This window comes from Haemophilus influenzae (assembly GCF_003494325.1).
Taxonomy (GTDB): Bacteria; Pseudomonadota; Gammaproteobacteria; order Enterobacterales; family Pasteurellaceae; genus Haemophilus; species Haemophilus influenzae_I.
In genome coordinates, this window is record NZ_QQIK01000004.1 from 109,525 (window position 1) to 136,276 (window position 26,752).

The 26,752-nt window shown below is 38.5% G+C and carries 23 protein-coding genes and 1 rRNA gene; 17 read left to right on the top strand and 7 right to left on the bottom strand.

The genetic code is table 11. From position 1 onward, the window contains the following. The first annotated feature begins 103 nt into the window (after positions 1–103). The 5 genes from grcA (at position 104) to era (ending at position 5,099) form a co-directional block, all read left to right on the top strand. Positions 104–487 (top strand): autonomous glycyl radical cofactor GrcA, encoded by a 384-nt coding sequence (grcA, locus tag DV356_RS07960; protein ID WP_118806786.1) that lies wholly within the window; start codon positions 104–106, stop codon positions 485–487. Positions 488–654: 167 nt separating this feature from the next. Continuing rightward, the gene (gene lepA, locus DV356_RS07965) at positions 655–2,451 is read left to right on the top strand and encodes a translation elongation factor 4 (RefSeq protein WP_005652644.1); all 1,797 of its coding nucleotides are present in this window, start codon (positions 655–657) and stop codon (positions 2,449–2,451) included. An 8-nt stretch (positions 2,452–2,459) separates the two neighbouring features. Then, positions 2,460–3,509: a signal peptidase I gene (lepB, locus tag DV356_RS07970; protein ID WP_118806787.1), complete on the top strand. Its 1,050-nt coding sequence runs from the start codon at positions 2,460–2,462 to the stop codon at positions 3,507–3,509. A 1-nt stretch (position 3,510) separates the two neighbouring features. Next, on the top strand, positions 3,511–4,194 hold the full coding sequence (rnc, locus tag DV356_RS07975) for a ribonuclease III (RefSeq protein WP_012054767.1): 684 nt from the start codon (positions 3,511–3,513) through the stop codon (positions 4,192–4,194). Further along, positions 4,191–5,099 (top strand): GTPase Era, encoded by a 909-nt coding sequence (gene era, locus DV356_RS07980; protein WP_118806788.1) that lies wholly within the window; start codon positions 4,191–4,193, stop codon positions 5,097–5,099. Before rnc ends, era begins: the two co-directional genes overlap by 4 nt. Before the next feature lie 63 nt (positions 5,100–5,162). On the opposite strand, the gene rsmC is transcribed toward era, so the two are convergent. Beyond that, complete coding sequence (gene rsmC, locus DV356_RS07985; protein ID WP_118806789.1) at positions 5,163–6,155, bottom strand: 16S rRNA (guanine(1207)-N(2))-methyltransferase RsmC; 993 nt, start codon at positions 6,153–6,155, stop codon at positions 5,163–5,165. A gap of 105 nt (positions 6,156–6,260) precedes the next feature. Between rsmC and holD the strand changes: the two genes are divergently transcribed. Continuing rightward, on the top strand, positions 6,261–6,665 hold the full coding sequence (gene holD / locus DV356_RS07990; protein ID WP_005657846.1) for a DNA polymerase III subunit psi: 405 nt from the start codon (positions 6,261–6,263) through the stop codon (positions 6,663–6,665). A gap of 2 nt (positions 6,666–6,667) precedes the next feature. After that, entirely contained in the window at positions 6,668–7,108 is a 441-nt protein-coding gene (rimI, locus tag DV356_RS07995) for a ribosomal protein S18-alanine N-acetyltransferase (protein WP_118802658.1), read from the top strand. Positions 7,109–7,146: 38 nt separating this feature from the next. Here the strand turns inward: rimI and fdhE are convergent, their stop codons facing one another. The 4 genes from fdhE to fdnG form a co-directional block, all read right to left on the bottom strand. After that, positions 7,147–8,055: a formate dehydrogenase accessory protein FdhE gene (fdhE, locus tag DV356_RS08000; RefSeq protein WP_118806790.1), complete on the bottom strand. Its 909-nt coding sequence runs from the start codon at positions 8,053–8,055 to the stop codon at positions 7,147–7,149. A gap of 69 nt (positions 8,056–8,124) precedes the next feature. Further along, on the bottom strand, positions 8,125–8,841 hold the full coding sequence (locus DV356_RS08005; RefSeq protein ID WP_118806791.1) for a formate dehydrogenase subunit gamma: 717 nt from the start codon (positions 8,839–8,841) through the stop codon (positions 8,125–8,127). Further along, entirely contained in the window at positions 8,834–9,772 is a 939-nt protein-coding gene (gene fdxH, locus DV356_RS08010) for a formate dehydrogenase subunit beta (protein ID WP_005657855.1), read from the bottom strand. Before fdxH ends, DV356_RS08005 begins: the two co-directional genes overlap by 8 nt. Before the next feature lies 1 nt (position 9,773). Then, on the bottom strand, positions 9,774–12,860 hold the full coding sequence (gene fdnG, locus DV356_RS08015; protein ID WP_153066464.1) for a formate dehydrogenase-N subunit alpha: 3,087 nt from the start codon (positions 12,858–12,860) through the stop codon (positions 9,774–9,776). A 270-nt stretch (positions 12,861–13,130) separates the two neighbouring features. On the opposite strand from fdnG, the gene fdhD reads away from it, so the two are divergent. The 3 genes from fdhD (at position 13,131) to DV356_RS08035 (ending at position 15,469) form a co-directional block, all read left to right on the top strand. Further along, positions 13,131–13,943, top strand: a complete 813-nt coding sequence (gene fdhD / locus DV356_RS08025) for a formate dehydrogenase accessory sulfurtransferase FdhD (protein WP_118806794.1) — start codon at positions 13,131–13,133, stop codon at positions 13,941–13,943. Between the two features lie 257 nt (positions 13,944–14,200). Continuing rightward, complete coding sequence (gene ybeY, locus DV356_RS08030) at positions 14,201–14,665, top strand: rRNA maturation RNase YbeY (protein WP_042611583.1); 465 nt, start codon at positions 14,201–14,203, stop codon at positions 14,663–14,665. Between the two features lie 18 nt (positions 14,666–14,683). Further along, a complete protein-coding gene (locus tag DV356_RS08035; RefSeq protein ID WP_162877108.1) occupies positions 14,684–15,469 on the top strand; it encodes a Cof-type HAD-IIB family hydrolase in 786 nt (261 codons plus the stop codon). Between the two features lie 36 nt (positions 15,470–15,505). Here DV356_RS08035 and DV356_RS08040 read toward each other — a convergent pair whose 3' ends face one another. Then, complete coding sequence (locus DV356_RS08040) at positions 15,506–17,305, bottom strand: AMP-dependent synthetase/ligase (protein WP_192882172.1); 1,800 nt, start codon at positions 17,303–17,305, stop codon at positions 15,506–15,508. 193 nt (positions 17,306–17,498) lie between these two features. Further along, complete coding sequence (gap, locus tag DV356_RS08045) at positions 17,499–18,518, bottom strand: type I glyceraldehyde-3-phosphate dehydrogenase (RefSeq protein WP_118806796.1); 1,020 nt, start codon at positions 18,516–18,518, stop codon at positions 17,499–17,501. A 250-nt stretch (positions 18,519–18,768) separates the two neighbouring features. On the opposite strand from gap, the gene gmk reads away from it, so the two are divergent. The 7 genes from gmk to DV356_RS08080 form a co-directional block, all read left to right on the top strand. Beyond that, entirely contained in the window at positions 18,769–19,395 is a 627-nt protein-coding gene (gene gmk, locus DV356_RS08050; protein WP_005649899.1) for a guanylate kinase, read from the top strand. Positions 19,396–19,457: 62 nt separating this feature from the next. Beyond that, positions 19,458–19,724, top strand: coding sequence for a DNA-directed RNA polymerase subunit omega (gene rpoZ / locus DV356_RS08055; protein WP_005649900.1), 267 nt, complete (start codon positions 19,458–19,460; stop codon positions 19,722–19,724). A gap of 72 nt (positions 19,725–19,796) precedes the next feature. Then, positions 19,797–21,911 (top strand): bifunctional GTP diphosphokinase/guanosine-3',5'-bis pyrophosphate 3'-pyrophosphohydrolase, encoded by a 2,115-nt coding sequence (spoT, locus tag DV356_RS08060; protein ID WP_118806797.1) that lies wholly within the window; start codon positions 19,797–19,799, stop codon positions 21,909–21,911. Continuing rightward, positions 21,908–23,989, top strand: a complete 2,082-nt coding sequence (gene recG / locus DV356_RS08065) for an ATP-dependent DNA helicase RecG (protein WP_118806798.1) — start codon at positions 21,908–21,910, stop codon at positions 23,987–23,989. Before spoT ends, recG begins: the two co-directional genes overlap by 4 nt. Before the next feature lie 29 nt (positions 23,990–24,018). After that, on the top strand, positions 24,019–24,828 hold the full coding sequence (gene murI / locus DV356_RS08070) for a glutamate racemase (RefSeq protein ID WP_112119529.1): 810 nt from the start codon (positions 24,019–24,021) through the stop codon (positions 24,826–24,828). 211 nt (positions 24,829–25,039) lie between these two features. Further along, positions 25,040–26,185, top strand: coding sequence for an FMN-dependent L-lactate dehydrogenase LldD (gene lldD / locus DV356_RS08075; protein ID WP_005671721.1), 1,146 nt, complete (start codon positions 25,040–25,042; stop codon positions 26,183–26,185). A gap of 368 nt (positions 26,186–26,553) precedes the next feature. Next, positions 26,554–26,752: ribosomal RNA gene (locus DV356_RS08080) — 16S ribosomal RNA — on the top strand; the annotation flags it as partial.

The following is a 26,752-nucleotide window of genomic DNA, read 5'->3' on the forward strand; positions in this document are numbered from 1 at the left end:
TAACCTGCTCTTTATCAAATAAATATAAAATAATTTGAAATATTAAAATGATTTGATAAAATTTGTACAGTATTATTATTTTCGTGCCAATTAGGAGGCTATTATGATTAAAGGTATTCAAATTACTCAAGCAGCAAATGACAATTTGCTTAATTCATTCTGGTTATTAGACAGCGAAAAAAATGAAGCACGTTGCTTATGTGCAAAAGGCGAATTTGCTGAAGACCAAGTTGTTGCAGTTAGCGAATTAGGTCAAATCGAATACCGTGAATTACCAGTAAACGTAGTACCAACTGTTAAAGTTGAAGGTGGCCAACACTTAAACGTAAACGTATTACGTCGTGAAACGTTAGAAGATGCGGTAAATAACCCAGATAAATATCCACAATTAACTATCCGTGTTTCTGGTTACGCAGTACGTTTCAACTCTTTAACGCCAGAACAACAACGCGACGTGATCACTCGTACTTTCACTGAAAGCCTATAATTTCAGTTTGAATGAAAAAAGAAACCTCGAAGTCATTCGGGGTTTTGTTTTATCTAAAAAGTTTGAAAATTTGACCGCACTTTTCCCTTTCATCTCTAGCGATTTTCGCGCTTTTCAGGTACAATCCGCCAGTTAAATTTAATGATTTTTGAGAAAAACAATCTTTTATGAAGAATATTCGCAACTTTTCTATTATTGCCCATATTGACCACGGTAAATCGACACTTTCTGACCGTTTGATTCAAACTTGTGGTGGCCTTTCGGATCGTGAAATGGAAGCGCAAGTGCTAGATTCAATGGATCTTGAGCGTGAGCGTGGAATTACCATCAAAGCACAAAGTGTTACTTTAAATTATAAAGCCAAAGATGGCGAAACTTATCAATTAAACTTTATCGATACACCAGGACACGTGGACTTTTCCTATGAAGTGTCTCGCTCTCTTGCTGCTTGTGAAGGGGCATTGTTGGTAGTTGATGCTGGTCAAGGGGTAGAAGCCCAAACTCTAGCAAACTGTTATACTGCAATCGAAATGGATTTAGAGGTAGTACCGATTTTAAATAAAATCGACTTACCAGCTGCTGATCCTGAACGCGTCGCTGAAGAAATTGAAGATATTGTTGGAATTGATGCGATGGAAGCGGTTCGATGCTCAGCTAAAACGGGTGTCGGTATCGAAGATGTATTAGAAGAAATCGTGGCAAAAATTCCTGCACCAGAAGGCGATCCTAATGCGCCATTACAAGCATTGATCATTGATTCTTGGTTCGATAATTATTTGGGCGTGGTATCTTTAGTGCGTATTAAAAACGGGGTATTACGTAAAGGCGATAAAATTAAAGTGATGTCCACAGGGCAAACTTACAACGTAGATCGTTTAGGGATTTTCACGCCAAAACAAGAAGATACTACCGTTTTAGAATGTGGCGAAGTGGGTTGGGTAGTTTGTGCCATTAAAGATATTTTAGGTGCACCAGTGGGCGATACCTTAACCCATCAACATAATTCTGCAACTGAAGTGTTGCCAGGCTTTAAAAAAGTAAAACCACAGGTTTATGCCGGGCTTTTCCCTGTAAGTTCTGATGATTATGAAGCGTTTCGCGATGCACTTGGTAAATTAAGTTTAAACGATGCGTCACTTTTCTATGAACCAGAAACTTCGACCGCGCTTGGTTTTGGTTTCCGTTGTGGTTTCCTTGGACTTCTGCATATGGAAATCATTCAAGAGCGTCTAGAGCGTGAGTATGATTTAGATCTTATCACGACTGCACCAACGGTAATTTACGAAGTGCAATTAACGAATGGCGAGGTTGTTTATGTGGATAGTCCTGCAAAATTGCCTCCACTTAATAATATTGCTGAAATTCGCGAGCCAATCGCAGAATGTAATATGCTGGTGCCGCAAGAATATTTAGGTAACGTTATTACCCTTTGCGTTGAAAAACGTGGCGTGCAAACCAATATGGTATATCACGGTAATCAGATTGCGCTGACTTATGAAATTCCAATGGGCGAAGTGGTTTTAGATTTCTTTGATCGTTTAAAATCAACATCGCGTGGTTATGCTTCGTTAGATTACGGTTTTAAACGTTTCCAAGCGGCAGATATGGTTCGCGTGGATATTATGATTAACAGCGAACGAGTAGATGCGTTGGCTTTAATCGTTCATAAAGATAATTCACAATATCGTGGTCGTGAATTGGTTGAAAAAATGCGTGAGTTAATTCCTCGTCAGCAATTTGATATCGCTATTCAAGCAGCGATTGGAAACCATATTATTGCTCGTTCTACGGTGAAACAATTACGTAAAAACGTATTAGCAAAATGTTATGGTGGGGACGTGAGCCGTAAGAAAAAACTCTTACAGAAGCAGAAAGAAGGGAAAAAACGTATGAAGTCTTTAGGTAACGTAGAAGTGCCGCAAGAGGCGTTTTTAGCAATTTTACACGTAGGAAAAGATAAATAAGGAAAATTATGTCAAATTTATTTTTTGTGATTTTATTGGCTGTCGGCTTTGGTGTGTGGAAAGTTTTAGATTATTTTCAGTTGCCAAATACTTTTAGTATTTTGTTACTAATTTTGACCGCACTTTCTGGCGTATTATGGTGTTATCATCGTTTTGTGGTGCTGCCAAAACGTCATCGTCAAGTGGCACGTGCAGAACAACGTTCTGGTAAAACCTTAAGTGAGGAAGAAAAAGCCAAAATTGAACCGATTTCTGAGGCTTCAGAATTTTTGTCTTCACTTTTTCCTGTGCTTGCAGTGGTATTTTTGGTTCGTTCTTTTTTGTTTGAACCGTTTCAAATTCCCTCTGGCTCAATGGAGTCCACTTTACGCGTTGGCGATTTTTTAGTTGTGAATAAATATGCTTATGGTGTGAAAGATCCGATTTTCCAAAACACCATTATTGCAGGCGAAAAACCACAACGTGGCGATGTGATTGTGTTTAAAGCACCACAACAAGCGTTGATTCGTACTGGTCTTGGGGCTACTCGAGCAGCCTTTGCAGAAAATTTAGCGTTAAGTTCAAAAGATAATATGTCTGGTGTGGATTATATTAAGCGTATTGTTGGAAAGGGCGGAGATCGCGTCATTTTTGATGTGGAACAAAAAACGCTAAAAGTGGTATATGGCAAAGAAGGCAAACCCTGTGAAATTGATTGCGAAACTAAGGCGTTTGAATATACACAAAATCCAACAAATCCTGCTTTTCCGAATGAATTAGAATTGACTGAAAAAGGTGATGTAACACATAACGTGTTAATTAGTGAATATCGTCGTTATTCAGGCCTTGAATTTTTCCCACAAGAGGGAATGCAAACTGCAGAATGGCTTGTGCCAGAGGGGCAGTATTTTGTGATGGGGGATCATCGCGATCACAGCGATGACAGTCGTTTCTGGGGCTTTGTACCTGAAAAAAATATTGTGGGTAAAGCCACTTATATTTGGATGAGCTTAGAAAAAGAAGCGAATGAATGGCCAACAGGTTTCCGTTTTGAGCGTTTCTTTACAGCAATAAAATAAGATGAATCATTTAGATCGACTTGAGCGTAAAATCGGCTATCGTTTTAATGATATTGCGCTCTTAAAGCAGGCACTTACGCATCGAAGTGCGGCAACTCAACATAATGAACGCCTAGAATTCCTAGGCGATTCCATTCTTAATTTCACTATCGCTGAAGCACTTTATCATCAGTTTCCACGTTGTAATGAAGGAGAACTGAGCCGTATGCGTGCTACTTTGGTACGCGAACCCACTTTAGCGATTTTAGCGCGCCAATTTGAATTAGGCGATTATATGTCGCTTGGTTCTGGCGAGCTAAAGAACGGTGGTTTTCGCCGCGAATCTATTCTTGCCGATTGTGTAGAAGCGATTATTGGCGCAATGTCTTTGGATCAAGGATTGGCTGTGACGACCCAAGTGATACGAAATTGGTATCAACAGTTATTGGCAGAAATTAAACCAGGCGATAATCAAAAAGATGCGAAAACGCGTTTACAAGAATATTTACAAGGCAAACATTTGCCATTGCCAACTTATGAAGTAGTCAATATTCAAGGGGAAGCCCATTGCCAAATTTTCACTGTTGAATGCAAAGTGAAAAGTGCGGGGAAAATTGACCGCACTTTTGTGGCAAAAGGATCTAGCCGTCGTAAAGCTGAACAAGCGGCAGCAGAACAAATTTTAAAAGAACTGGACATCAAATGACCGAACAATTCGACAAAACCTATTGCGGCTTTATTGCTATCGTAGGTCGCCCAAATGTGGGTAAATCAACGCTCTTAAATAAAATTTTAGGACAAAAAATTTCAATTACATCGCGTAAAGCACAAACCACCCGTCACCGTATTGTTGGGATTAAAACTGAAGGTGCGTATCAAGAAATCTACGTGGATACACCGGGGCTTCATATTGAAGAAAAACGGGCGATTAACCGCTTAATGAACCGTGCCGCAAGTAGTGCTATCGGCGATGTTGATTTAATTATTTTTGTCGTAGATGGTACACACTGGAATGCAGATGATGAGATGGTGCTAAACAAACTACGTAATGCAAAAGCACCCGTTGTGCTTGCTATCAACAAAGTAGATAACATCAAGAATAAAGATGATTTATTGCCGTTTATTACAGGTCTTAGCAGTAAATTTAACTTTGCTCACATTGTGCCAATTTCTGCACAGCGTGGTAATAATGTTCATGAATTAGAGACAATTGTACGCCAATCTTTACGCGAAGGTGTGCATCATTTCCCAGAAGATTATGTCACAGACCGCTCGCAACGTTTTATGGCATCGGAAATAATCCGTGAAAAATTAATGCGTTTTACGGGAGAAGAATTACCCTATTCTGTTACGGTTGAAATCGAACAATTCAAAGTAAATGAACGTGGTACTTATGAAATAAATGGCTTAATTCTCGTTGAACGTGAAGGTCAGAAAAAAATGGTAATTGGTGCGGGCGGTCAAAAAATTAAAACTATTGGTGTGGAAGCGCGTGCGGATATGGAACGTTTATTTGATAACAAAGTCCATCTTGAACTTTGGGTGAAAGTGAAGTCAGGTTGGGCAGATGATGAACGTGCACTGCGTAGTTTAGGATATATGGATGAATAAAGTGCGGTAAAATTTATACGCATAATAAAAATCCCCATTATTGTGATGGGGATTTTTTTGTTTCTAATTTTTCACTGAATACACTTTAAATTTTCCTGTTTGAGCAAGAACTTGATAATCATTGAAATGTTGTTTAAGTAGCTCGGGATAAGGCAGAAATGAATTGGCGACAATACGTAATTCTCCACCTTGATTGAGGTGCCATTTTGCTTGAGTGATGAGTTCTGTCACTGCTCGATAGGCAGTATCAATACCATCATGGAATGGTGGATTCGAAATAATTAAATCAAATTTTCCTTCTATATCAGAAAAGACATCACTGGCGTAAATTTCGCCTTGTAATTGATTTTTAGAAAGTGTTTTATGCGCTGATTCTAATGCCATCGCATGAATATCAGTCATGGTAATTTGTGCATTAGGAGAGCGTTTTTTGATCATAGATCCAATTACTCCCGCCCCACAGCCAAGATCGAGAACTTTTCCTTTTATTTTATTATCAATGGTTGAAAGTAACAGTTCTGTGCCTGTGTCTAATTCCGCTGCACTAAATACCCCAGGTAAACTATATATAGTTAAGTTTTCAAGTGTTGAATGTTGATAGGTTTTCCAGAAATTTTTAAGTTCAAAGTGCGGTTTGTTTTGTAGTGAAAAATGATATAAACCGCAACGACGAGCAGAGTCAATTTTTGCTATTTCACCATAAGGTTCTAATGTTTTTTCTACTGAACGCACGCCACAACGATTTTCTCCAATAATTAATATTTCTTGGCCAATAGGTGCTTGAGCTAATAGTTGAAGCAGTTGGAAATTGACTTCTTGTTTGTTTTTAGTCCAATAATAAACGATTAAATCAGCTTGATCTTGAAATTCAACGGAAAAATTGACCGCACTTTGTGTTCTTGCATAGTCAAAATAGCAGCTCCAAATTTGGATTGATGGGCATTTTGAGGCTAATGTTTGAGGAAAATTATCAGAAATACCGCCAGCAAATAATACCGATTTTCCATCAAAAAATGAAAGATGTCGTTCTAAAACTTGGCTTTCTAGAGAAATCACGCTTTGAATCCTGTGGGTTATTAGTTAAAATTATGCGTCATTTTAGCAAAGATTAATAAAAGAAATTAACACTATTTTTCAAGCAACGTTTTTAAAAATTCACTTATGAACAGACGCGATCTTCTTTTACAAGAAATGGGCATTTCCCAGTGGGAATTATATCGCCCCGAGGTACTGCAAGGTTCAGTAGGAATTAGTGTGGCAGAGAATATTCGCTTTATCACTGTTTCCGATGAAAATATCAGTAGCTCGCCTTTGTTGGCTGATGTGCTGTTAAGCCTTAATCTTAAAAAAGAAAATTGTTTATGTTTGAATTACGATCAAATCCAGCATATGGAATGTAAGCAGCCTATTCGTTATTGGTTACTATCAGAAAATAGCGACCAAATTGACCGCACTTTGCCATTTTGCAAGCAGGCTGAGCAGGTTTATCGCTCGCCAAGTTGGCAGCAATTTCAATCTAATCATCAAGCCAAACGAGCGTTGTGGCAACAAATTCAGCAGCCTTAATTATGTCTATTATTTCTCAAATTGAAGCCTGTGATTTCGAGCGATTGTATGAAATCGAGCAGCAAGCCCATCTGGTGCCTTGGTCATTTGGTACGTTAAAAAATAATCAAGGTGAGCGTTATCTCAATTTAAAATTAATAGAGAATAATCAGATTATCGGTTTTGCTATTTGCCAAACCGTATTAGATGAAGCGACTTTGTTTAATATTGCGATTTTGCCTACTTATCAAGGTTGCGGATTTGGCAAATTATTGTTAGACAAATTAATCTTTCAATTAAAGGAAAAAGGTGTTCAGACCTTATGGCTAGAAGTCAGAGAGTCTAACCCTGCTCGTTTCTTGTATGAAAAAATTGGTTTTAATGAAGTGGATATTCGGAAAAATTATTATCCGAAACCCAGTGGTGGACGAGAAAATGCCGTGGTAATGGCGTGTTATCTATAGATTTAAATAATTAGCCTAGATATTTCTAGGCTATATTTTTATGCTTCTTCTGCAGGAAAAATAAATGGATTTAATCCACTTCGGGCGAAACCTTTTTCTTCCATTTCAATGTCTAAGAAAATAGAAGCCAAATCATCGGCTACAGGTTCTACGTAAGGATCTTTTTCTTGGAACATCATTTTCAAGTAACTTTCACAGCTACCACAGGTTTCGGCACGAACAAGCGCAAGTTCTTCATTTAATGACCACATTTCGAGTTTGTCATGACTATTACAATTGGTGCATTGTGCGCGTACCAAATTCCATTCACTTTCACATAAATTACAATGTAAGTAGCGTAAACCTTGTGATGTACCAATTTGTACAATACTTGCCACAGGTAAAGAACCACAAACAGGGCAGTGATGTAAATTTTCGGTGTTCTCAACTTGGCTATTATGGGGAATTTGTTGAGCTGCTTGTAACCAATAAAGAGAAAGTGCAGCCCAAATAAAGACGGCTTTATCACTGCTGACTAAATTAAATTCTTGTGCTAAGAGTTTATTTGCCATTTCTTCTAATTCAGCGGAAGAGGCTTTTTCAAGAAATTCAATTGTTGCAGCAATTTGCTCGTTAGCTTTGGGCTTTATTTCATCAAGAATTTCAGTTAAGTATTCACGCCAGATATTGTCTCTCTTAAAGGTTTTGGCATTTAGTGGCTCGATAGCATTTAACTGTTCAAGCTGTTGTGGCGGTAAAGGATTTTTTTCTAACGTGGAAAGTTGGCTTTCAACTATGTCTGCAGCAAATAATAAATAATCAGATAGAGGATGATTTTGTGCTAAGTCTCTTAAACGTTTCGCTCTGCGTTGGTAAAGATTTTTAGGATTGGCAAATAAAACCGCTGGGGCTTGATATGAATTTGCTACTTGTTTAATTTCTGATTCAGATAAGATTTTGATGCTCATATTCTCTCACTTTTATAATAAAAAGTGCGGTCAATTTTAACCGCACTTTTTCTTTTTCAGGATTTCAGCTTATTTGCCAAATCCTTTAAATAAGACTTTGGTTTTACCTACTTTGCCAGATTGCTCGTTGAGTAAATCTTCCTCAAGTTTTGATAAAACTTCTTCACGATACCATCTTGGGTGGTGTTTTTTCGCCCAACGAACGGTTACCCAACCTTCAACAATACCGCGAATTGATCCTTTAACCCAAAATGCCATATATATATGCACTAAGATACCAGTGAATAACATAAAAGCACTTGCAGAGTGGAGTAAAATAGCAATTCGCAATACTGGGATTGAGAAGTAATGTGAAAAATATTGACGCCACATAATGATGCCAGTGACTAATAACGTTACCATTGCCAAGTTTAATGTCCAAAAGAGCATTTTTTGACCAAGGTTATATTTGCCATTATCAGCAACCGCGTGTTCATTCCCTTTAAGAACTTCAATAATACCTTTTGCCCAGCGAATATCGTTTTTTTCTGGAATATTGTGATCCCAGTACAATAACGCTAAGTAGATGAAAGCGAAGAACATTAAAATCCCTGTGAATGGATGAATGGCGCGCGCAATTTGTGGTGTACCCAAAATTTCTGTGAGCCAAGCAAAGTCAGGGAAGAAAAATGCAACACCAGTGAACATCGTCATAAAAAAGCAAATAACCAACATCCAGTGACTGATACGTGCTGGGGTTCTATGGCGGATAATGCGAGTATCGTTGCTAATTTCAATTTTACTCATTATTTTCCCCCTTAGATGGTTTATTTTCTTCAAATTCGTGATGATGATCTTCCACATCTTCTTCTACATTTGGGCCAACGGTTAAGTAGTGCGCAACTTCTGCTAGAGCTAGACCACCCATTGCAACTGCAGCGACTGGTTTCAATACATCTTTCCATAAGGTCACACTCACATCAATTTGAGGATCTTTTGGAAGACCATTGTAAAGCTCAGGTTTATCTGCGTGATGCAACACATACATTACGTGTGTACCGCCTACACCTGGAGGATCGTAAAGTCCTGCGTTTTCATAACCACGGGATTTTAAATCTGCCACGCGTTGTTCTGCGTAAATTTTCATTTCTTCTTTAGAACCGAAACGAATAGCACCTGTTGGACAGGTTTTCACGCAAGCTGGCTCTTGTCCCACAGAAACACGATCCACACAAAGAGTACATTTGTATACACGATTGTCTTCAGGATTCATTCGTGGAATATTGAATGGACAGCCTGCAATACAATAACCACAACCAATACATTTATCGGATTGGAAATCTACAATACCGTTAGCATATTGAATGATTGCACCGGGTGCAGGACAAGCCTTTAAACAACCAGGTTCTGTGCAGTGCATACAGCCATCTTTACGAATCAGCCATTCTAAACGATCGTTTTCTTCAACTTCGTTAAAACGCATTACCGTCCATGCTTTTGCATCAAGATCAACTGGATTGTCATAAACCCCAACACATTGTGCATTGATATCAGAGCGAATATCATTCCACTCTGAACAACCCACTTGACAGGCTTTACATCCTATACAAGTTGAAACATCAATTAATTTTGCGACTTCAACTTTATGAGCTCTCGCTTGTGGTGCTGGTGTTAAACCAGATGTTGCGGAGATTTTAATAACGTCTTGCGTTTGAACGCCTTGAGCAGTTCCAGCCATATTATGCCTCCCCAACTTTTTCAATATTTACCAAGAATGTTTTGTATTCTGGTGTTTGCGTGATTGCCTCACCCCAAGATGGTGTTAAGGTATTCGTAGAGAATCCACGGTTACCTTTGCCATTTAATGCCTTCATATTCCAGTGAATTGGAAGACCTATATGGTGTACGACACGTCCATCAATTTCGAGATCTTTAAGACGTTTTGTAACCACGGCGACCGCTTTAATATAGCCACGACGAGAAGTAATTTTTACCATATCGCCTTTTTGGATGCCTTTTTCTGCCGCTAATTTTTCGCCAATTTCCACAAATTGTTGTGGTTGTGCGATAATATTTAATGAAGATTGTGCAGTCCAGCTGTGGAAATGCTCGGTTAAACGATAGGTTGTTGCTACAAATGGATACTCTTTATTTGAACCAATAAATTCACGATCTTCTTTATAGATACGTAAAGTTGGATCGGTTACTACATTTGGATGAAATGGGTTTGTATCAATTGGGCTTTCAACTGGTTCATAGTGTTCTGGCATTGGGCCATTTGCAATTTTATCAACGGCAAATAAACGTCCTACGCCTTCTGCGGACATAATAAACGGCCCAGTATCAGAACCTGGTGGTTGCGTGCCGTAGTCAGCAATATCAAACCAGTTCCAGTTTTTACCGTTCCATTTGATTAATTGGCGGTTTTTATCCCAAGGATTACCATTGATATCTAATGATGCACGGCTATAAAGTACGCGGCGGTTTGCAGGCCATGCAAAGCCCCAGCCAATAGTACAACCTAAACCCGATGGATCTGAATTATCGCGATTAGCAGTTTGGTTGCCTTTTTCAGTCCATTGACCAACATATAACCAGTTACCTGATGTTGTTGTACCATCATCACGTAAATGTGCAAATCCATTGAGTAATTGACCTTTCTTGTACATCAAGTTACCGTTTGGATCATAAAGATCTTCAAGTGCATAACCATTTAATTCTTTGGCTAATTCAACCGCACTTGGTGAGTGTGGTTGAGCATAATTCCAAGTCATTGCTTCAAAAGATTTAATGCCTTGACCACCCTCTTTTTTATAAAGTTCGTGCATTTCTTCGCGTAGCATAGAAAGAATATCAACATCAGGTAAGGCTTCTCCCGGTTGATCGCAACCTTTCCAGTGCCATTGAGCCCAGCGACCAGAATTAACGATTGATCCTTCTTCTTCTGCGAAACAAGTAGTTGGTAAACGGAAAACTTCTGTTTGAATTTCCGCAGGATTTACATCATTTGACTCACCAAAATTTCTCCAAAATTCTGATGATTCAGTTTGTAATGGATCCATAACGACTAAGTATTTCAGTTTACTCATGCCAGATAACGTTTTATTTTTATTTGGCAGTGCATTTAATACGTTAAAACCTTGTAAAATCCAACCGTGTAATTTGCCTTCATTCATCAATTTAACGTGAGTAATCGGATCATATAAGCGATCTGCTTTTGGTAAGAAATCGAATCCCCAGCCATTTTCCTTAGTGGCATTATCTCCGTAGAAAGTTTTCATCATACTGACAAAGAATTTTGAAGTATGACGATAATAGTTCACTTGGTTTGGAACGATATCTTTTGGTGTAATTGCGTTAATGTATTGATCGTAAGAGGTATCTTTATCGTTTGGCAAACGCATATAACCTGGTAAAGACATTGGCAATAAGCCCATATCTGTCGTACCTTGAACATTGGAGTGTCCACGTAATGCGTTAATACCGCCACCTGGCATCCCCATATTACCTAAAAGTAATTGGATTATCGCCATTGAGCGAATATTTTGTGTACCGATTGAATGCTCTGTAAAACCTAATGCATATAGATGCGTCATCGTTTTATTTGGTACTGAGGTTTTACCAATTTCTTCACAGATTTGTAAGAAGAGTTTTTGTTTTACACCTGTAATACGCTCAACCATTTCTGGGGTATAACGAGAAACGTGCTCTTTTAAGATGTTAATGACACAACGAGGATGTTGTAATGTCATATCACGTTTAGCGTGACCATTTTCATCAAATTGGTAGTTCCATTTAGATTTATCGTAGTTACGTTTTTCTTCGTTGTAACCTACAAATAAACCGTCTTCAAATTTGAAACCTTCATCAATTAAGAATGAAGCATTGGTATAGTGTTTAACATATTCGTGTTGAATTTGATTTGTTTCCAATAGGTAACGGATCACGCCCATTAAGAACGTAATATCAGAACCAGAACGAATTGGCGCGTGTAAATCTGCAACGGATGCTGTACGGTTAAAACGCGGATCAATAACGATGATTTTCGCACCGTTTTTCTTCGCTTCAATTGCCCAACGGAAGCCAACAGGATGGGCTTCAGCAGGGTTACCGCCTTGAACGATGATTAAGTTGGCATTTTTAATATCAACCCAGTTATTTGTCATGGCACCGCGACCAAATGATGGAGCAAGACTTGCTACCGTTGGTCCGTGTCAAGTATTCGCTTGGTTACATACTGGCACCATACCGAGCATTCGAATCCACTTTTGCGTTAATAACGCAGCTTCATTGCTCATTGCTGATGCAGTCATAATTCCTGTCGTTGCCCAACGATTAACCGTTTTTCCACTTGCATCTTTTTCAACAAAGTTGGCATCTCGGTCATCTTTCATTAAACGAGCAATACGTTTAATGGCATCTTTCCAAGAAATTCGTTCCCATTTATCAGAACCGGGCGCACGATATTGAGGATATAAAGAACGGCTTTCACTATTGACATAATCGAGTGCGCCAGCACCTTTCGGGCAAAGTGCACCTCGACTGACTGGGTGATCTGGATCGCCTTCAATATGAAAGAGTTTTGAACGAGTATTTGTGCCAGTATGGCTGCTTAATGAATTGTAAGGTTTGCCTGTGCTATATAACAACATACCGCAACTTACAGCGCAGTATGTGCAGGTGTTACGGGATTCAAACGCACGTAATAATTTATATTCGCGTGGTGCAGCTAATATATTTGCTGGAGCAAAGCCCAACATTGCAGCTGACGTTCCCGCCATACCTCCTGCACAGATCTTGAAGAATTTTCTTCTTGAGACCTGCATAATCACTCCTTTCAACAACAAGTTGTTGAGATATTATAGATAGTAATAAAATTCGTTTAGTAGCTAGATTATGTTGATTTCGTTAAAATAACACTCTCTAGTATATAAATCATCGAAAAAACGCTGATTTATTAGGTAGCTAGGATAATGATTTTTTAACGATAAATCCATAATCAAATGACATTAGCTTCAACAAATATTGTGATCTAGATCATAAATATAAAAATAATTTAACAGATTTTTCACATTTAACTAATGGACGGGTAATAAATGCAGTGCTGGATTCGACAAACTATCAACTTTTTTAGAAAGACAAAAAATACAGAAAAATTGACCGCACTTTTGCAACAAAAAGAGGACATACTGGCTGTTGAGATGCCAGTTTCTTTAGTATATAACGGGATTTCTCACGCAGTTATGATGTGTTCCCCAAACAATTTAGAGGATTTTGCTTTAGGCTTTTCTATAACAGAGGGAATTATTGATAAACCAGAAGATATTTATGGCATTGATGTTGTAGAAGTTTGCAATGGTATTGAAGTGCAAATTGAACTTTCCAGCCGTAAATTTATGGCATTAAAAGAGCATCGTCGTAATCTTACGGGGCGTACAGGCTGTGGTATTTGTGGTACAGAACAATTGAATCAAGTATATAAAACTTTTCCAAAATTAGACTGTACTTTTCAATTTGATTTAAATTTGCTAGATTGTTGTCTTATTGATCTTCAAAAAAATCAATTACTTGGATGTAAAACTGGTGCTACCCATGCTTGTGCATTTTTCGATTTATATGGAAATATGTTAGCTATTTACGAAGATGTAGGTCGCCACGTTGCGTTAGATAAATTGCTTGGTTGGCACGCAAAATTGGGTAAGCCTAGAGGTTTTATTTTAGCCTCCAGTCGAGCGAGTTATGAAATGGTGCAAAAAACAGTGGCTTGCGGGGTGGAGATGTTAGTCACGATTTCCGCCGCAACGGATTTAGCAGTAACAATGGCAGAGAAACATAATTTGACTTTAATTGGTTTTGCTAGGGAAGGAAAAGGAAATATTTATAGCGGACATCTACGACTTCACAATTAACCCCAACCAAGAGCGAGAGATTTGAGGTCTTGTGTTTATTAAGGAAATAGCGTGATTTGTCTCTTTGTATGTTAAAAATAGAGTAAATTAGCGGTAAATATAAATTATGTAATCTAAAGGGGATTGGTGGGTTTATTATTGTATAATTCCCCTCATTTTTACACATATAAAAGTGGTCATAAGCCCACCCGTTTGTTATATGTATTCAATAAGTGCAAAAGTGCGGTTAGAAATTGAAAAGAATTTAGGAGAATAGAATGGGAAGTGTATTGGTTGATTTGCAAATTGCCACAGAAAATATAGAGGGTTTGCCAACAGAAGAGCAGATTGTGCAGTGGGCAACAGATGCTGTTCAGCCTGAGGGTAATGAAGTCGAAATGACGGTGCGTATTGTGGATGAAGCCGAAAGCCATGAATTAAATTTAACTTATCGTGGCAAGGATCGCCCGACTAACGTACTTTCATTTCCATTTGAATGCCCCGATGAGGTGGAGTTGCCATTGTTAGGGGATCTCGTTATTTGTCGTCAAGTCGTGGAGAGAGAAGCCGCAGAACAAGAGAAACCATTAATGGCGCATTGGGCGCATATGGTCGTGCATGGTAGCTTACATTTACTCGGCTATGATCATATTGAAGACGATGAAGCGGAAGAAATGGAAAGTTTAGAAACCCAAATTATGCAAGGATTAGGCTTTGCTGATCCTTATCTGGCAGAGAAATAATCTTTATTCGGAGTAATGATGTATAAAGCAGTATTTAGTGATTTTGATGGCACCTTATTAACTTCTCAGCATACCATTTCCCCTCGAACTGTTGCAGCAATTAAGCGTTTAACGGCGAATGGCATTCCTTTTGTGCCAATTTCGGCACGTTCTCCTTTGGGTATTTTGCCTTATTGGAAACAGCTTGAAACGAATAATGTGCTTGTTGCATTTAGTGGCGCGCTTATTTTGAATCAACATCTTGAACCAATTTATAGCGTACAAATTGATCCAAAAGATATTTTAGAGATTAATACCGTTTTGGCGGAACATCCTTTGCTTGGCGTGAATTATTATACAAATAATGATTGCCATGCTCGTGACGTAGAAAATAAATGGGTGATTTATGAACGCAGCGTGACCAAAATTGAGATTCATCCTTTTGATGAAGTAGCGACAAGTTCGCCACATAAAATTCAAATTATTGGGGAAGCAGAAGAAATCATTGAGATTGAAGTTCTTTTAAAGAAAAAATTTCCACATTTAAGTATTTGTCGTTCTCATGCTCACTTTTTAGAGGTAATGCACAAGAGTGCAACCAAAGGAAGTGCGGTGCGTTTTTTGGAAGATTATTTTGGCGTACAAACTAATGAAGTGATTGCATTTGGCGATAATTTTAATGATTTGGATATGCTAGAACATGCGGGGCTTGGGGTGGCAATGGGAAATGCGCCAAATGAAATTAAACAAGCTGCAAATGTAGTTACCACGACCAATAATGAAGATGGACTTGCATTGATTTTAGAAGAAAAATTTCCTGAATAATTAGAAAAGAAAGGCTCTCAATTGAGAGCCTTTTAGTTATGCTTCTTGTGAATGATACATTGCTTCAATTTGCTTGCGATAACGTTCTAAAATCACTTTTCTACGCAATTTTAATGTTGGTGTAATTTCACCCAATTTAATGCTAAATGCTTGAGAAAGTAACGTGAATTTTTTTACTTGCTCGAAATGAGCCAATTCTTTTTGTACTGCATTAATACGCTGCTCAAACATTTTCAGAATGTCAGAATTTTTTAGTAGTTCTAAACGGTCATGATATTTAATATTGAGCTGTTTTGCGTACTCTTCCAAACTATCAAAGCAAGGCACAATAAGCGCGGATACATATTTTTTCGCATCAGCGATGATCGCAATTTGTTCGATAAATTTATCTTTACCGATTTTGCTTTCGATATATTGTGGTGCGATATATTTGCCGTTTGAGGTTTTCATTAATTCTTTAATGCGATCGGTAATAAATAAATTGCCTTGTTCGTCAAATTCTCCCGCATCGCCAGTTTTTAAGAAACCATCTTCTGTAAAGGCTTGAGCCGTTTCTTCTGGCTTTTTGTAATAGCCTTTCATCACCATTCCACCACGCACAAGGATTTCATTATTTTCCCCAATTTTCACTTCTGCTTTTGGCATCAGTGTGCCGATTGAATTTGGGTTAAATTGGAAATCATGCCAGCAAGAAACGGTTGCAGTTGTTTCTGTCATGCCATAGCCTAATTTGATGTTGATACCAATAGCATGGAAAAATAGCCCAATAGCCGGTTCTAATTTTGCTCCTCCGCAAGGCATCATTTTTATTCGTCCCCCCAATAATTGACGAAGTTTTGAGAGCACTAATTTATCCGCTAAAGCAAATTGTTTCTTCAATAAGAACGGAACAGTTTTGTTATTCGCACGTAGATCAAAATATTTTTGTCCTACAGAAATTGCCCAATGAAACATAATTTGGCGAAGTTTTGGGGCTTTTTGAACTTTATCCAATACGGCTGCATAAATTTTTTCGTAAAAACGTGGTACGGCACACATTAAAGTTGGGCGAATTTCTGTTAAAGCTGACCGCACTTGATTGGTGTCTTCTAAATAGCAAAGTATTGCGCCTCTATGAAGAATATAAGCCGCCCAGGCTCGTTCAAAAATATGAGAGAATGGTAAAAAAGAAAGTGAAATATCCTGATCTGTCACATTAAGTGAAAGATCATGTGTTTCTAATTGATGCGCGAGATTAGCGTAATCTAACATGACACCTTTAGGCTCTCCCGTTGTGCCTGAGGTATAAATAATCGTAAATAAATCCGATAATTGTTTTTGGTTTAAGCGTTGGGTTAGTTCATTTTGTTGGGCGTTTGAACCTGTTTTAATAAAACTTTCCCAAGTGCAAGAAAGAGGATCTTGTTGTAATTGAATGGTGGATTTCATTGCCACAATTTTTTGTAATTTTGGACAATGATGAGCAATTTCCAATGCTTGATCATATTGCTCTTGATCGCCGACGAAGAGAATTTTTACATCGGCGTGATTTAGGATAAATTCTGCTTGCTGGGCTGTATTGGTTGCGTAAATAGGTACTGTGATTGCTCGAATTTGTAAGGTCGCAATGTCAGCGATTGTCCAACGTTCCATATTATGGGCAAAAATGGCGATTTTATCTTGTACGTCAATATTGTGAGCAAGCAATGCTCGAGAAAGTTGATTGAGTTGATCTTGAAAATTTTTCCAAGAGAGGTCTCGCCACAAGCCGTGTTCTTTATAGCGAAGTGCGGTCATATTTGCACGAGTTTTGGCTTGTTGTTGAATACGATGAACAAAATGGAGATCGAGATTCATATTAACCCTATTTTTTGATTTCATTGAGCGAACAGTTGTGCGCTAATATAATCTTAAATAGGAATAAAAGCTAGAAGAATATTGATTGTTTTAAATTATTTTTAGTGATCCCTTGTTCATTTTTAGATCGTAAATTAAATTCTAGATAATAAAAAACCGCTCCGAAGAGCGGTTAATTTTTTCAAAGTTTTAATTAGCCTTTGTAGTTGTAGATATGAGCTACTAAGTCTAATACTTTGTTTGAGTAACCAGTTTCGTTATCGTACCAAGATACTAATTTAACGAAAGAATCAGTTAATGCGATACCAGCGTCTGCATCAAATACAGAAGTTAAAGCACAACCGTTGAAGTCAGTAGAAACAACTGCATCTTCAGTGTAACCTAATACGCCTTTTAATTCGCCATTGAAAGTTTTACCTTCAGCTGCATCTTTGATTGCTTGTTTGATTGCATCGTAAGAAGCTGGTTTTTCAAGGTTAACAGTTAAGTCAACAACAGATACGTTTGGAGTTGGAACACGGAAAGCCATACCAGTTAATTTACCGTTTAATGCAGGTAATACTTTACCTACTGCTTTCGCTGCACCTGTTGAAGATGGAATGATGTTTTGTGATGCACCGCGGCCGCCGCGCCAGTCTTTAGCTGATGGACCATCCACAGTTTTTTGAGTTGCAGTCGTTGCGTGAACAGTGGTCATTAAACCATCTTTGATACCGAAAGTTTCATGAACAACACGTGCTAAAGGAGCTAAACAGTTTGTTGTACAAGATGCGTTAGAAACGATATCTTGACCTGCGTATGCGTTGAAGTTTACACCACGAACGAACATAGGGGTTGTATCTTTAGATGGGCCAGTTAATACAACTTTTTTCGCGCCTGCAGTGATGTGTTTACGAGCAGTTTCATCAGTTAAGAATAAACCAGTCGCTTCAACAGCGATATCAACACCGATTGCACCCCAGTTTAAGTTTGCTGGATCACGTTCTGCAGTGACACGGATAGTTTTACCATTAACCACTAAGTTACCATCTTTCACTTCAACAGTGCCGTCGAAACGACCGTGAGTTGAATCATATTTCAACATATAAGCCATGTATTCAACGTCGATTAAGTCGTTAATACCTACAACTTCAATGTCATCACGGTGTTGTGCTGCACGGAATACGATACGGCCGATACGACCAAAACCATTGATACCAATTTTAATTGCCATAAGATTTTCACCTTTTATTTAAGTTAAACAAATCTGTTTGCTTTGAGTAATACTGCTCACTCAGTAAGACAACGCACAGAGTATAGCACGAGCATTTTTATAAAACTATAAACCCTACTACTTTTTTGTGATCTATATCAAATCATCATTAGAATGAAAAAGTACCGTAAAAAATCACCGCACTTTTGATGATTTTTTATAGAGAAATCTGCATAATAGACTGAAGTTGTTAGAGAAGGTTAAATATTCTATGTCTCAAGGTAATCTTTATATTTTATCTGCACCAAGTGGCGCAGGAAAATCTTCATTAATTTCAGCGTTATTGGCATCAGATAGCTCAACTCAAAAAATGGTTTCTGTGTCACATACGACCCGTGCCCCACGCCCAGGTGAAGTTGAAGGCGTACACTATTATTTTGTATCAAAAGAAGAGTTTGAATCACTCATTGAGCAAGATTTATTTCTAGAATATGCTAAAGTTTTTGGTGGCAATTATTATGGAACCTCTTTACCTGCGATTGAAGAAAATTTAGCAAAAGGCATTGATGTATTTTTAGATATTGATTGGCAAGGCGCCCAACAAATCCGCAAAAAAGTTCCTAGTGTTAAAAGCATTTTTATTTTACCGCCTTCATTGCCTGAATTAGAGCGTCGTTTAATTGGTCGTGGGCAAGATAGTGAAGAGGTTATTGCCGAACGAATGTCAAAAGCGATAAGTGAAATTTCGCATTATGACGAATATGATTATGTCATTGTGAATGATGATTTTGAGAAAACATTAAAAGATTTACAAAGTATTTTGCAATCGGAACGCTTAACTAAAGATTATCAACAAAAACAAAATGCAATGTTAATTCAACAGCTACTAGCAAAATAGGGCGAAATTGAGTATTATAACGCCCTTTCAATAGAGTAATTTTTGACAAATCGGAGTAAATTATGGCTCGTGTTACTGTGCAAGATGCGGTAGAAAAAATTGGTAACCGTTTTGATTTAATTTTAACGGCTGCACGTCGTGCAAGACAATTACAACTTAACCAAAGTGTGCCGTTAGTGCCAGAAGATAATGACAAACCAACAGTAATCGCATTACGTGAAATCGAAAAAGGTTTGATTAATCAAGATATTATGGATGCACAAGAATTCCAAAAAATGGCGAAAGTGCAAGAAACGGAAGAAGCAGCTGTTGCATTAATTACAGAATAATATTTTAAAAGTGCGGTAAAAAATCACGATATTTTAACTGCACTTTCTCTTTCAACGATAAGTAGGTCTCCTTTGGAACTGTTTGCGGATTTAGATCGAATTATTCAAGGGTATTTGCCCGCAGATAAAATTGAACTCATCAAGCGTGCGTTTGTGATTGCAAGAGATGCGCACGAAGGACAATTTCGCTCCAGCGGCGAACCTTACATTACCCATCCTGTGGCGGTAGCCTCCATTATTGCTCAACTTCACTTAGATCACGAAGCGGTAATGGCTGCGCTTTTGCACGATGTTATTGAAGATACACCTTATACGGAAGAACAACTGAAAGAAGAGTTCGGTGCCAGTGTGGCTGAAATTGTGGACGGTGTATCAAAACTCGATAAGTTGAAATTTCGTACTCGCCAAGAAGCACAAGTCGAGAATTTTCGCAAAATGATTTTGGCGATGACGCGCGATATTCGTGTTGTGTTAATCAAGCTTGCTGACCGCACGCATAATATGCGCACGCTTGGTTCGTTACGACCAGATAAACGTCGCCGTATTGCGAAAGAAACGCTTGAAATCTATTGTCCGCTTGCTCATCGTTTAGGTATTGAGCATATCAAAAATGAATTAGAAGACTTATCTTTTCAAGCAATGCATCCACATCGTTATGAGGTGTTAAAAAAACTCGTTGATGTGGCGCGGAGTAATCGACAAGATTTAATCGAACGTATTTCACAAGAGATTAAAGTGCGGTTAGAAAACGCAGGCATTTTTGCCCGAGTGTGGGGACGTGAAAAACATCTTTACGAGATCTATCAAAAAATGCGCATAAAGGATCAAGAATTCCACTCTATTATGGATATTTATGCGTTCCGTGTGATTGTGAAAAATGTTGATGATTGTTATCGCGTTTTGGGGCAAATGCATAATCTTTATAAGCCACGTCCAGGCCGAGTTAAGGATTATATTGCGGTACCTAAAGCAAATGGCTATCAATCTTTGCAAACTTCAATGATTGGGCCGAAAGGTGTTCCCGTAGAAGTTCATATCCATACTGAGGATATGGAACAAGTCGCTGAAATGGGCATTACTGCGCATTGGGTTTATAAAGAAAATGGTAAAAACGATAGTACAACCGCACAAATCCGCGTACAACGCTGGTTGCAAAGTTTGGTCGAAATTCAACAAAGTGTAGGTAATTCGTTTGAGTTTATTGAGAATGTAAAATCAGAGTTTTTCCCGAAAGAAATTTATGTTTTTACGCCAAAAGGTCGAATTGTTGAATTGCCAATGGGCGCAACAGCAGTAGATTTTGCTTATGCTGTGCATTCAGATGTGGGGAATACTTGTGTTGGCGTAACCGTTGAGCATAAACCTTATCCACTTTCAAAAGCCCTTGAATCAGGGCAAACAGTCAATATCATTACTGATCCAAATGCGCATCCTGAAGTCGCATGGTTAAATTTTGTGGTAACGGCTCGTGCGAAAACACGGATTCGCCATTATCTCAAACAGCGTTGTGAAGAGGATGCGGTGAAATTAGGCGAAGTTGAGCTTAATGTAGCATTACAGCCGCATAATTTAGGTGATTTTTCTATTCAACAAATTAGAACTGTATTAGATGCTTTAGCCCTTTCTTCTTTAGATGAATTATTACGAGAAATTGGTTTAGGTAATCAGTCAGCCTCCATGATTGCGCATCAATTTGTGGGCGTGCCGTTAGAATCTGCTAATACTAAGAATCTCGAATTTGAATCAAAAATACTCACTATTGCACCAATGCAAGTGGGTAAAACACAATTTGCTCAATGTTGCCATCCAATCCTAGGTGATCCTATTGTGGGATGTTGTACAGAAAAAAATACAGTTGTGGTACACCATCAACATTGTGCAAGTTTGAAAAATGCTTGTCGTCAATCGTTGGCTAAATGGGATAACGTTCAAAGTGCGGTGAATTTTGAGGCTGAATTACAAATAGAAATATTGAATGAGCAGAATGCCTTGCTTAGTTTAATGACCGCAATTTCAGCTAGCGAAAGCAGTCTCCAAAATATTTGGACGGAAGAATTAGAGAACAATTTATTGCTTGTGATTTTGCAGGTTTGTGTAAAAGATATCAAACACCTTGCCAATATCGTTCATCGTATTAAAGGCATCACTGGCGTCGTTAATGTCAAACGAAATATTAATGAGCTATGAGCCTTGAACTTCTCGATGCCGTGCCTTTGACCAGCCTTTCTGGTGTGGGGGCTGCCATTTCTAATAAACTGGCTAAAATCGGCATTCATAACCTGCAGGATTTACTCTTTCATTTACCTATTCGCTATGAAGATCGTACGCGAATTACGCCAATCGCTAATCTTCGCCCCGAACAATATTTTACCATTGAAGGAATTGTACAAACCTGTGAAGTCGCTTTTGGCCGTCGCCCGATTTTATCGGTAAGTTTGTCAGACGGCACATCGAAAATTATGTTACGTTTTTTCAATTTTAATGTGGGAATGCGTAATAGTTTTCAAGCAGGTGTGCGAGTAAAGGCCTTTGGCGAAGTGAAACGTGGTCGCCATATGCCAGAAATTCATCATCCAGAATATCAAATTGTGCGAGACTATGCGCCCATAGTATTGGAAGAAACCCTAACGCCGATTTATTCCACGACGGAAGGGCTAAAACAAAATTCATTACGAAAATTAACGGATCAGGCTTTGGCATTACTCGACAAAGTTCAGATTGCAGAAATTTTGCCTAATGAATTTAATCCACATCAATATAGCTTAAAAGAGGCATTGCGATTATTGCATCGTCCGCCGCCAGATATTTCATTAGAAATGTTAGAGCAAGGTAAGCATCCTGCACAACAACGATTAATTTTTGAAGAGCTTCTGGCACATAATTTAGCTATGCAAAAAGTGCGGTTAGGAACGCAACAATTTTCTGCCTTACCGCTACATTATCAAACAGATTTGAAACAGCGATTTTTAGCCACCTTGCCATTTCAACCAACTAATGCGCAAAAGCGAGTAGTGTCCGATATTGAACAAGATCTTATCAAAGATTATCCGATGATGCGCTTAGTGCAAGGCGATGTGGGCTCGGGAAAAACATTGGTTGCCGCATTGGCTGCTTTAACTGCAATTGATAATGGCAAACAAGTCGCCTTAATGGCGCCAACAGAAATTCTTGCAGAACAGCATGCGAATAATTTTAGACGGTGGTTTGAGCCTTTCGGTATTGAAGTTGGCTGGTTGGCAGGTAAAGTAAAAGGAAAATCAAGACAAGCAGAGCTTGAAAAAATCAAAACTGGTGCGGTGCAAATGGTGGTGGGGACGCATGCTTTATTCCAAGAAGAAGTCGAGTTTTCCGACTTAGCATTGGTGATTATTGATGAACAACATCGTTTTGGGGTGCATCAACGATTAATGTTGCGTGAAAAAGGCGAAAAAGCAGGATTTTATCCCCATCAGTTAATTATGACGGCAACACCGATTCCAAGAACGTTGGCAATGACCGTATATGCAGATTTGGATACATCAATTATTGATGAATTGCCTCCAGGTCGTACGCCGATAACAACCGTAGTGGTTTCTGAAGAACGTCGAGCTGAAATTGTGATGCGTGTAAAAAACGCTTGTGTTAATGAAAAACGTCAAGCCTATTGGGTGTGTACGTTAATTGATGAATCAGAGGTGTTAGAAGCTCAAGCAGCTGAAGCGATTTGGGAAGATTTAACGAAAGCGTTACCGATGTTAAATATTGGTTTAGTGCACGGGCGCATGAAACCCCAAGAAAAACAAGATGTCATGATGCGTTTTAAAAATGCAGAATTGGATTTATTGGTGGCAACGACAGTCATCGAAGTGGGGGTTGATGTGCCTAATGCGAGTTTGATGATTATTGAAAATGCAGAGCGTTTAGGTTTATCGCAACTTCATCAGTTACGAGGGCGCGTCGGTCGAGGCAGCACGGCTTCTTTTTGTGTACTAATGTATAAACCTCCGCTCGGCAAAGTTTCGCAAAAACGTTTGCAAGTACTACGAGATAGCCAAGATGGGTTTGTTATTTCGGAAAAAGATTTAGAAATTCGTGGGCCAGGTGAAGTACTTGGAACGAAACAAACGGGAATTGCTGAATTGCGAATAGCAAATTTAATGCGAGATAGAAAAATGATACCAACGGTGCAACATTATGCGAAATCACTTATCCAAAAATACCCAGATCTAGCAGAAAGTCTGATTCGTCGTTGGTTAAATAATAAAGAGATTTACTCGAACGCTTAAAAGTGCGGTCAATTTTCAAAGAGTTTTAAATGGATAAAAAAGAAAAACGCCCAACTGTACTTTTTTTTGACTCTGGAGTGGGTGGGTTTAGCGTATACCGTGAAGCCAAAAAACTATTACCAAATTGGCGTTATCTCTATTGTTTTGATAATGCCGGTTTTCCTTATTCAGAACGCAAAGAAGAAAGTATTATTCACCGCACTTTAGCGGCGTGTCAGCTTATTAATCAACGTTATCCATTAGATGCAATCGTGATAGCTTGCAATACAGCGAGTACTGTTGTGCTTCCGCCGTTGCGAGCTGCTTTTGATATTCCTATCATTGGGACTGTACCCGCTATTAAACCTGCATCAGAAATAACAAAGACAAAACATATTGGTTTATTGGCAACAAAAGGGACTATAAAGCGTCATTATGTCGATGAGTTGATTGATAAATTTGCGCAAGATTGTATTGTTGAGAGACTAGGAACGACAAAATTAGTCGAAATTGCGGAGCAAAAAATTCGTGGTCATTCCGTTGATCTCATTAGCTTAAAAGATGAATTATCTCCGTGGGCAGGCATGGCAGATTTGGATACATTAGTTTTAGGTTGTACTCACTTTCCTCTCATCAAAGATGAAATTCAGTTGTTCTTGCCACAAGTTAAATATTTTATGGATCCGAGCGCAGCAATTGCTAAACGGATCAAATATTTACTTGATGATAAAAATCTACAAGCGCAAAATGAAAAATATAATCAAATGTTTTGCACCGCACATTTTCCCGAAGAATCTCAATTTAAAAAAGCTTTACATCTATGGGGATTTGAATCTTTGGAAGTAATCAAAATAGATTAAAAGTTAATAGATTAATTGTGTGATATTGATAAATTCACAATTTTTCCTAATTTTATAGGTGATTTTTCTACTTATATCATTTCTATATGTCACTTTTTTAAAATAAATTGTGATCTAGTTCTCAAAATAATTATGATTTTTATTGAATTTGTTAAAATAGTGTTATAATGCCTCTCAGGTTTCTCACTATTTTATTGAATAAGAGGTAAAAATGATTATTTCATCAGCTAGCGATTATCGTGAAGCGGCACGCCGCCGTGTTCCTCCCTTTATGTTCCACTATGCCGATGGCGGTTCTTATGCCGAGCAAACACTTGCGCGTAATGTGAGTGATTTGGAAAATATTGCTTTAAGACAACGTGTCTTAAAAGATATGTCTGAATTGGATACTAGTATAGAATTATTTGGTGAAAAACTTTCAATGCCAACTATTCTTGCACCAGTTGGGGCGTGCGGAATGTATGCACGCCGTGGAGAAGTACAAGCAGCACAAGCGGCAGATAATAAAGGTGTGCCGTTTACCCTTTCAACAGTATCAATTTGTCCAATTGAAGAAGTCGCCCCTGCGATTAAGCGTCCAATGTGGTTTCAGCTTTATGTGTTAAAAGATCGTGGTTTTATGAAAAACGCACTTGAGCGTGCGAAAGCAGCAGGCTGTTCTACTTTAGTGTTTACGGTCGATATGCCTACTCCAGGTGCGCGTTATCGTGATATGCACTCAGGTATGAGCGGCCCCTACAAAGAAATTCGTCGTGTATTGCAAGGCTTTACACACCCATTCTGGGCGTATGATGTGGGTATCAAAGGCAAACCGCACACCTTGGGTAATGTTTCAACTTATATGGGTAGACAAATAGGTTTAGATGACTATATTGGCTGGCTAACAGAAAACTTTGATCCATCAATTTCGTGGAAAGATTTAGAGTGGATCCGTGAGTTTTGGGAAGGTCCAATGGTCATTAAAGGCATTCTTGATCCTGAAGATGCGAAAGATGCGGTGCGTTTCGGTGCTGATGGAATTGTCGTTTCAAATCACGGTGGCCGTCAGTTAGATGGCGTGCTTTCAAGTGCAAGAGCGTTGCCACCGATTGCCGATGCAGTGAAAGGGGATATTAAAATTATTGCCGATTCAGGTATTCGCAATGGTTTAGACATAGTCCGTATGTTGGCATTAGGGGCAGATGCAACAATGTTAGGTCGAGCATTTGTTTATGCTTTAGGGGCAGCAGGTCGTCAAGGTGTTGAAAATATGCTCGACATTTTCAAAAAAGAGATGCACGTAGCGATGACATTAACCAGCAATCGTACTATTGCCGATATTAAACCAGAGGCTTTGGTTGATCTAAGTAAACTTTAATTTATAAATTGAGATCAAAAATCAACCGTTTGTTGGCGGAATTATGTATTTTACGTATGTATTTTCAACAAACGGTCGAGCTTTTCAAAAATTTTTACAAAAAGTACTTGCAAGGGATTTGAAAATCCCTATAATGCACCGCACACAACGACGCACTGTTGTGAATTTTTTTAAGTTTCCAAGTGCGTCGTTATTTTTTGCTCTTTAACAATGTATCAGACAATCTGTGTGGGCACTTGTTGATTGACTTGTTTTAAAACTATTTTTTAATTTTGAAGTCTTAATAGGTGCTTAACTGAAAATTCATCATTACTTTTTTTAAGTAGTGTTTTATTTATAGCTAAGCAGTTTATTGAGCGATTGAACTTGAATTGAAGAGTTTGATCATGGCTCAGATTGAACGCTGGCGGCAGGCTTAACACATGCAAGTCGAACGGTAACAGGAGAAAGCTTGCTTTCTTGCTGACGAGTGGCGGACGGGTGAGTAATGCTTGGGAATCTGGCTTATGGAGGGGGATAACGACGGGAAACTGTCGCTAATACCGCGTATTATCGGAAGATGAAAGT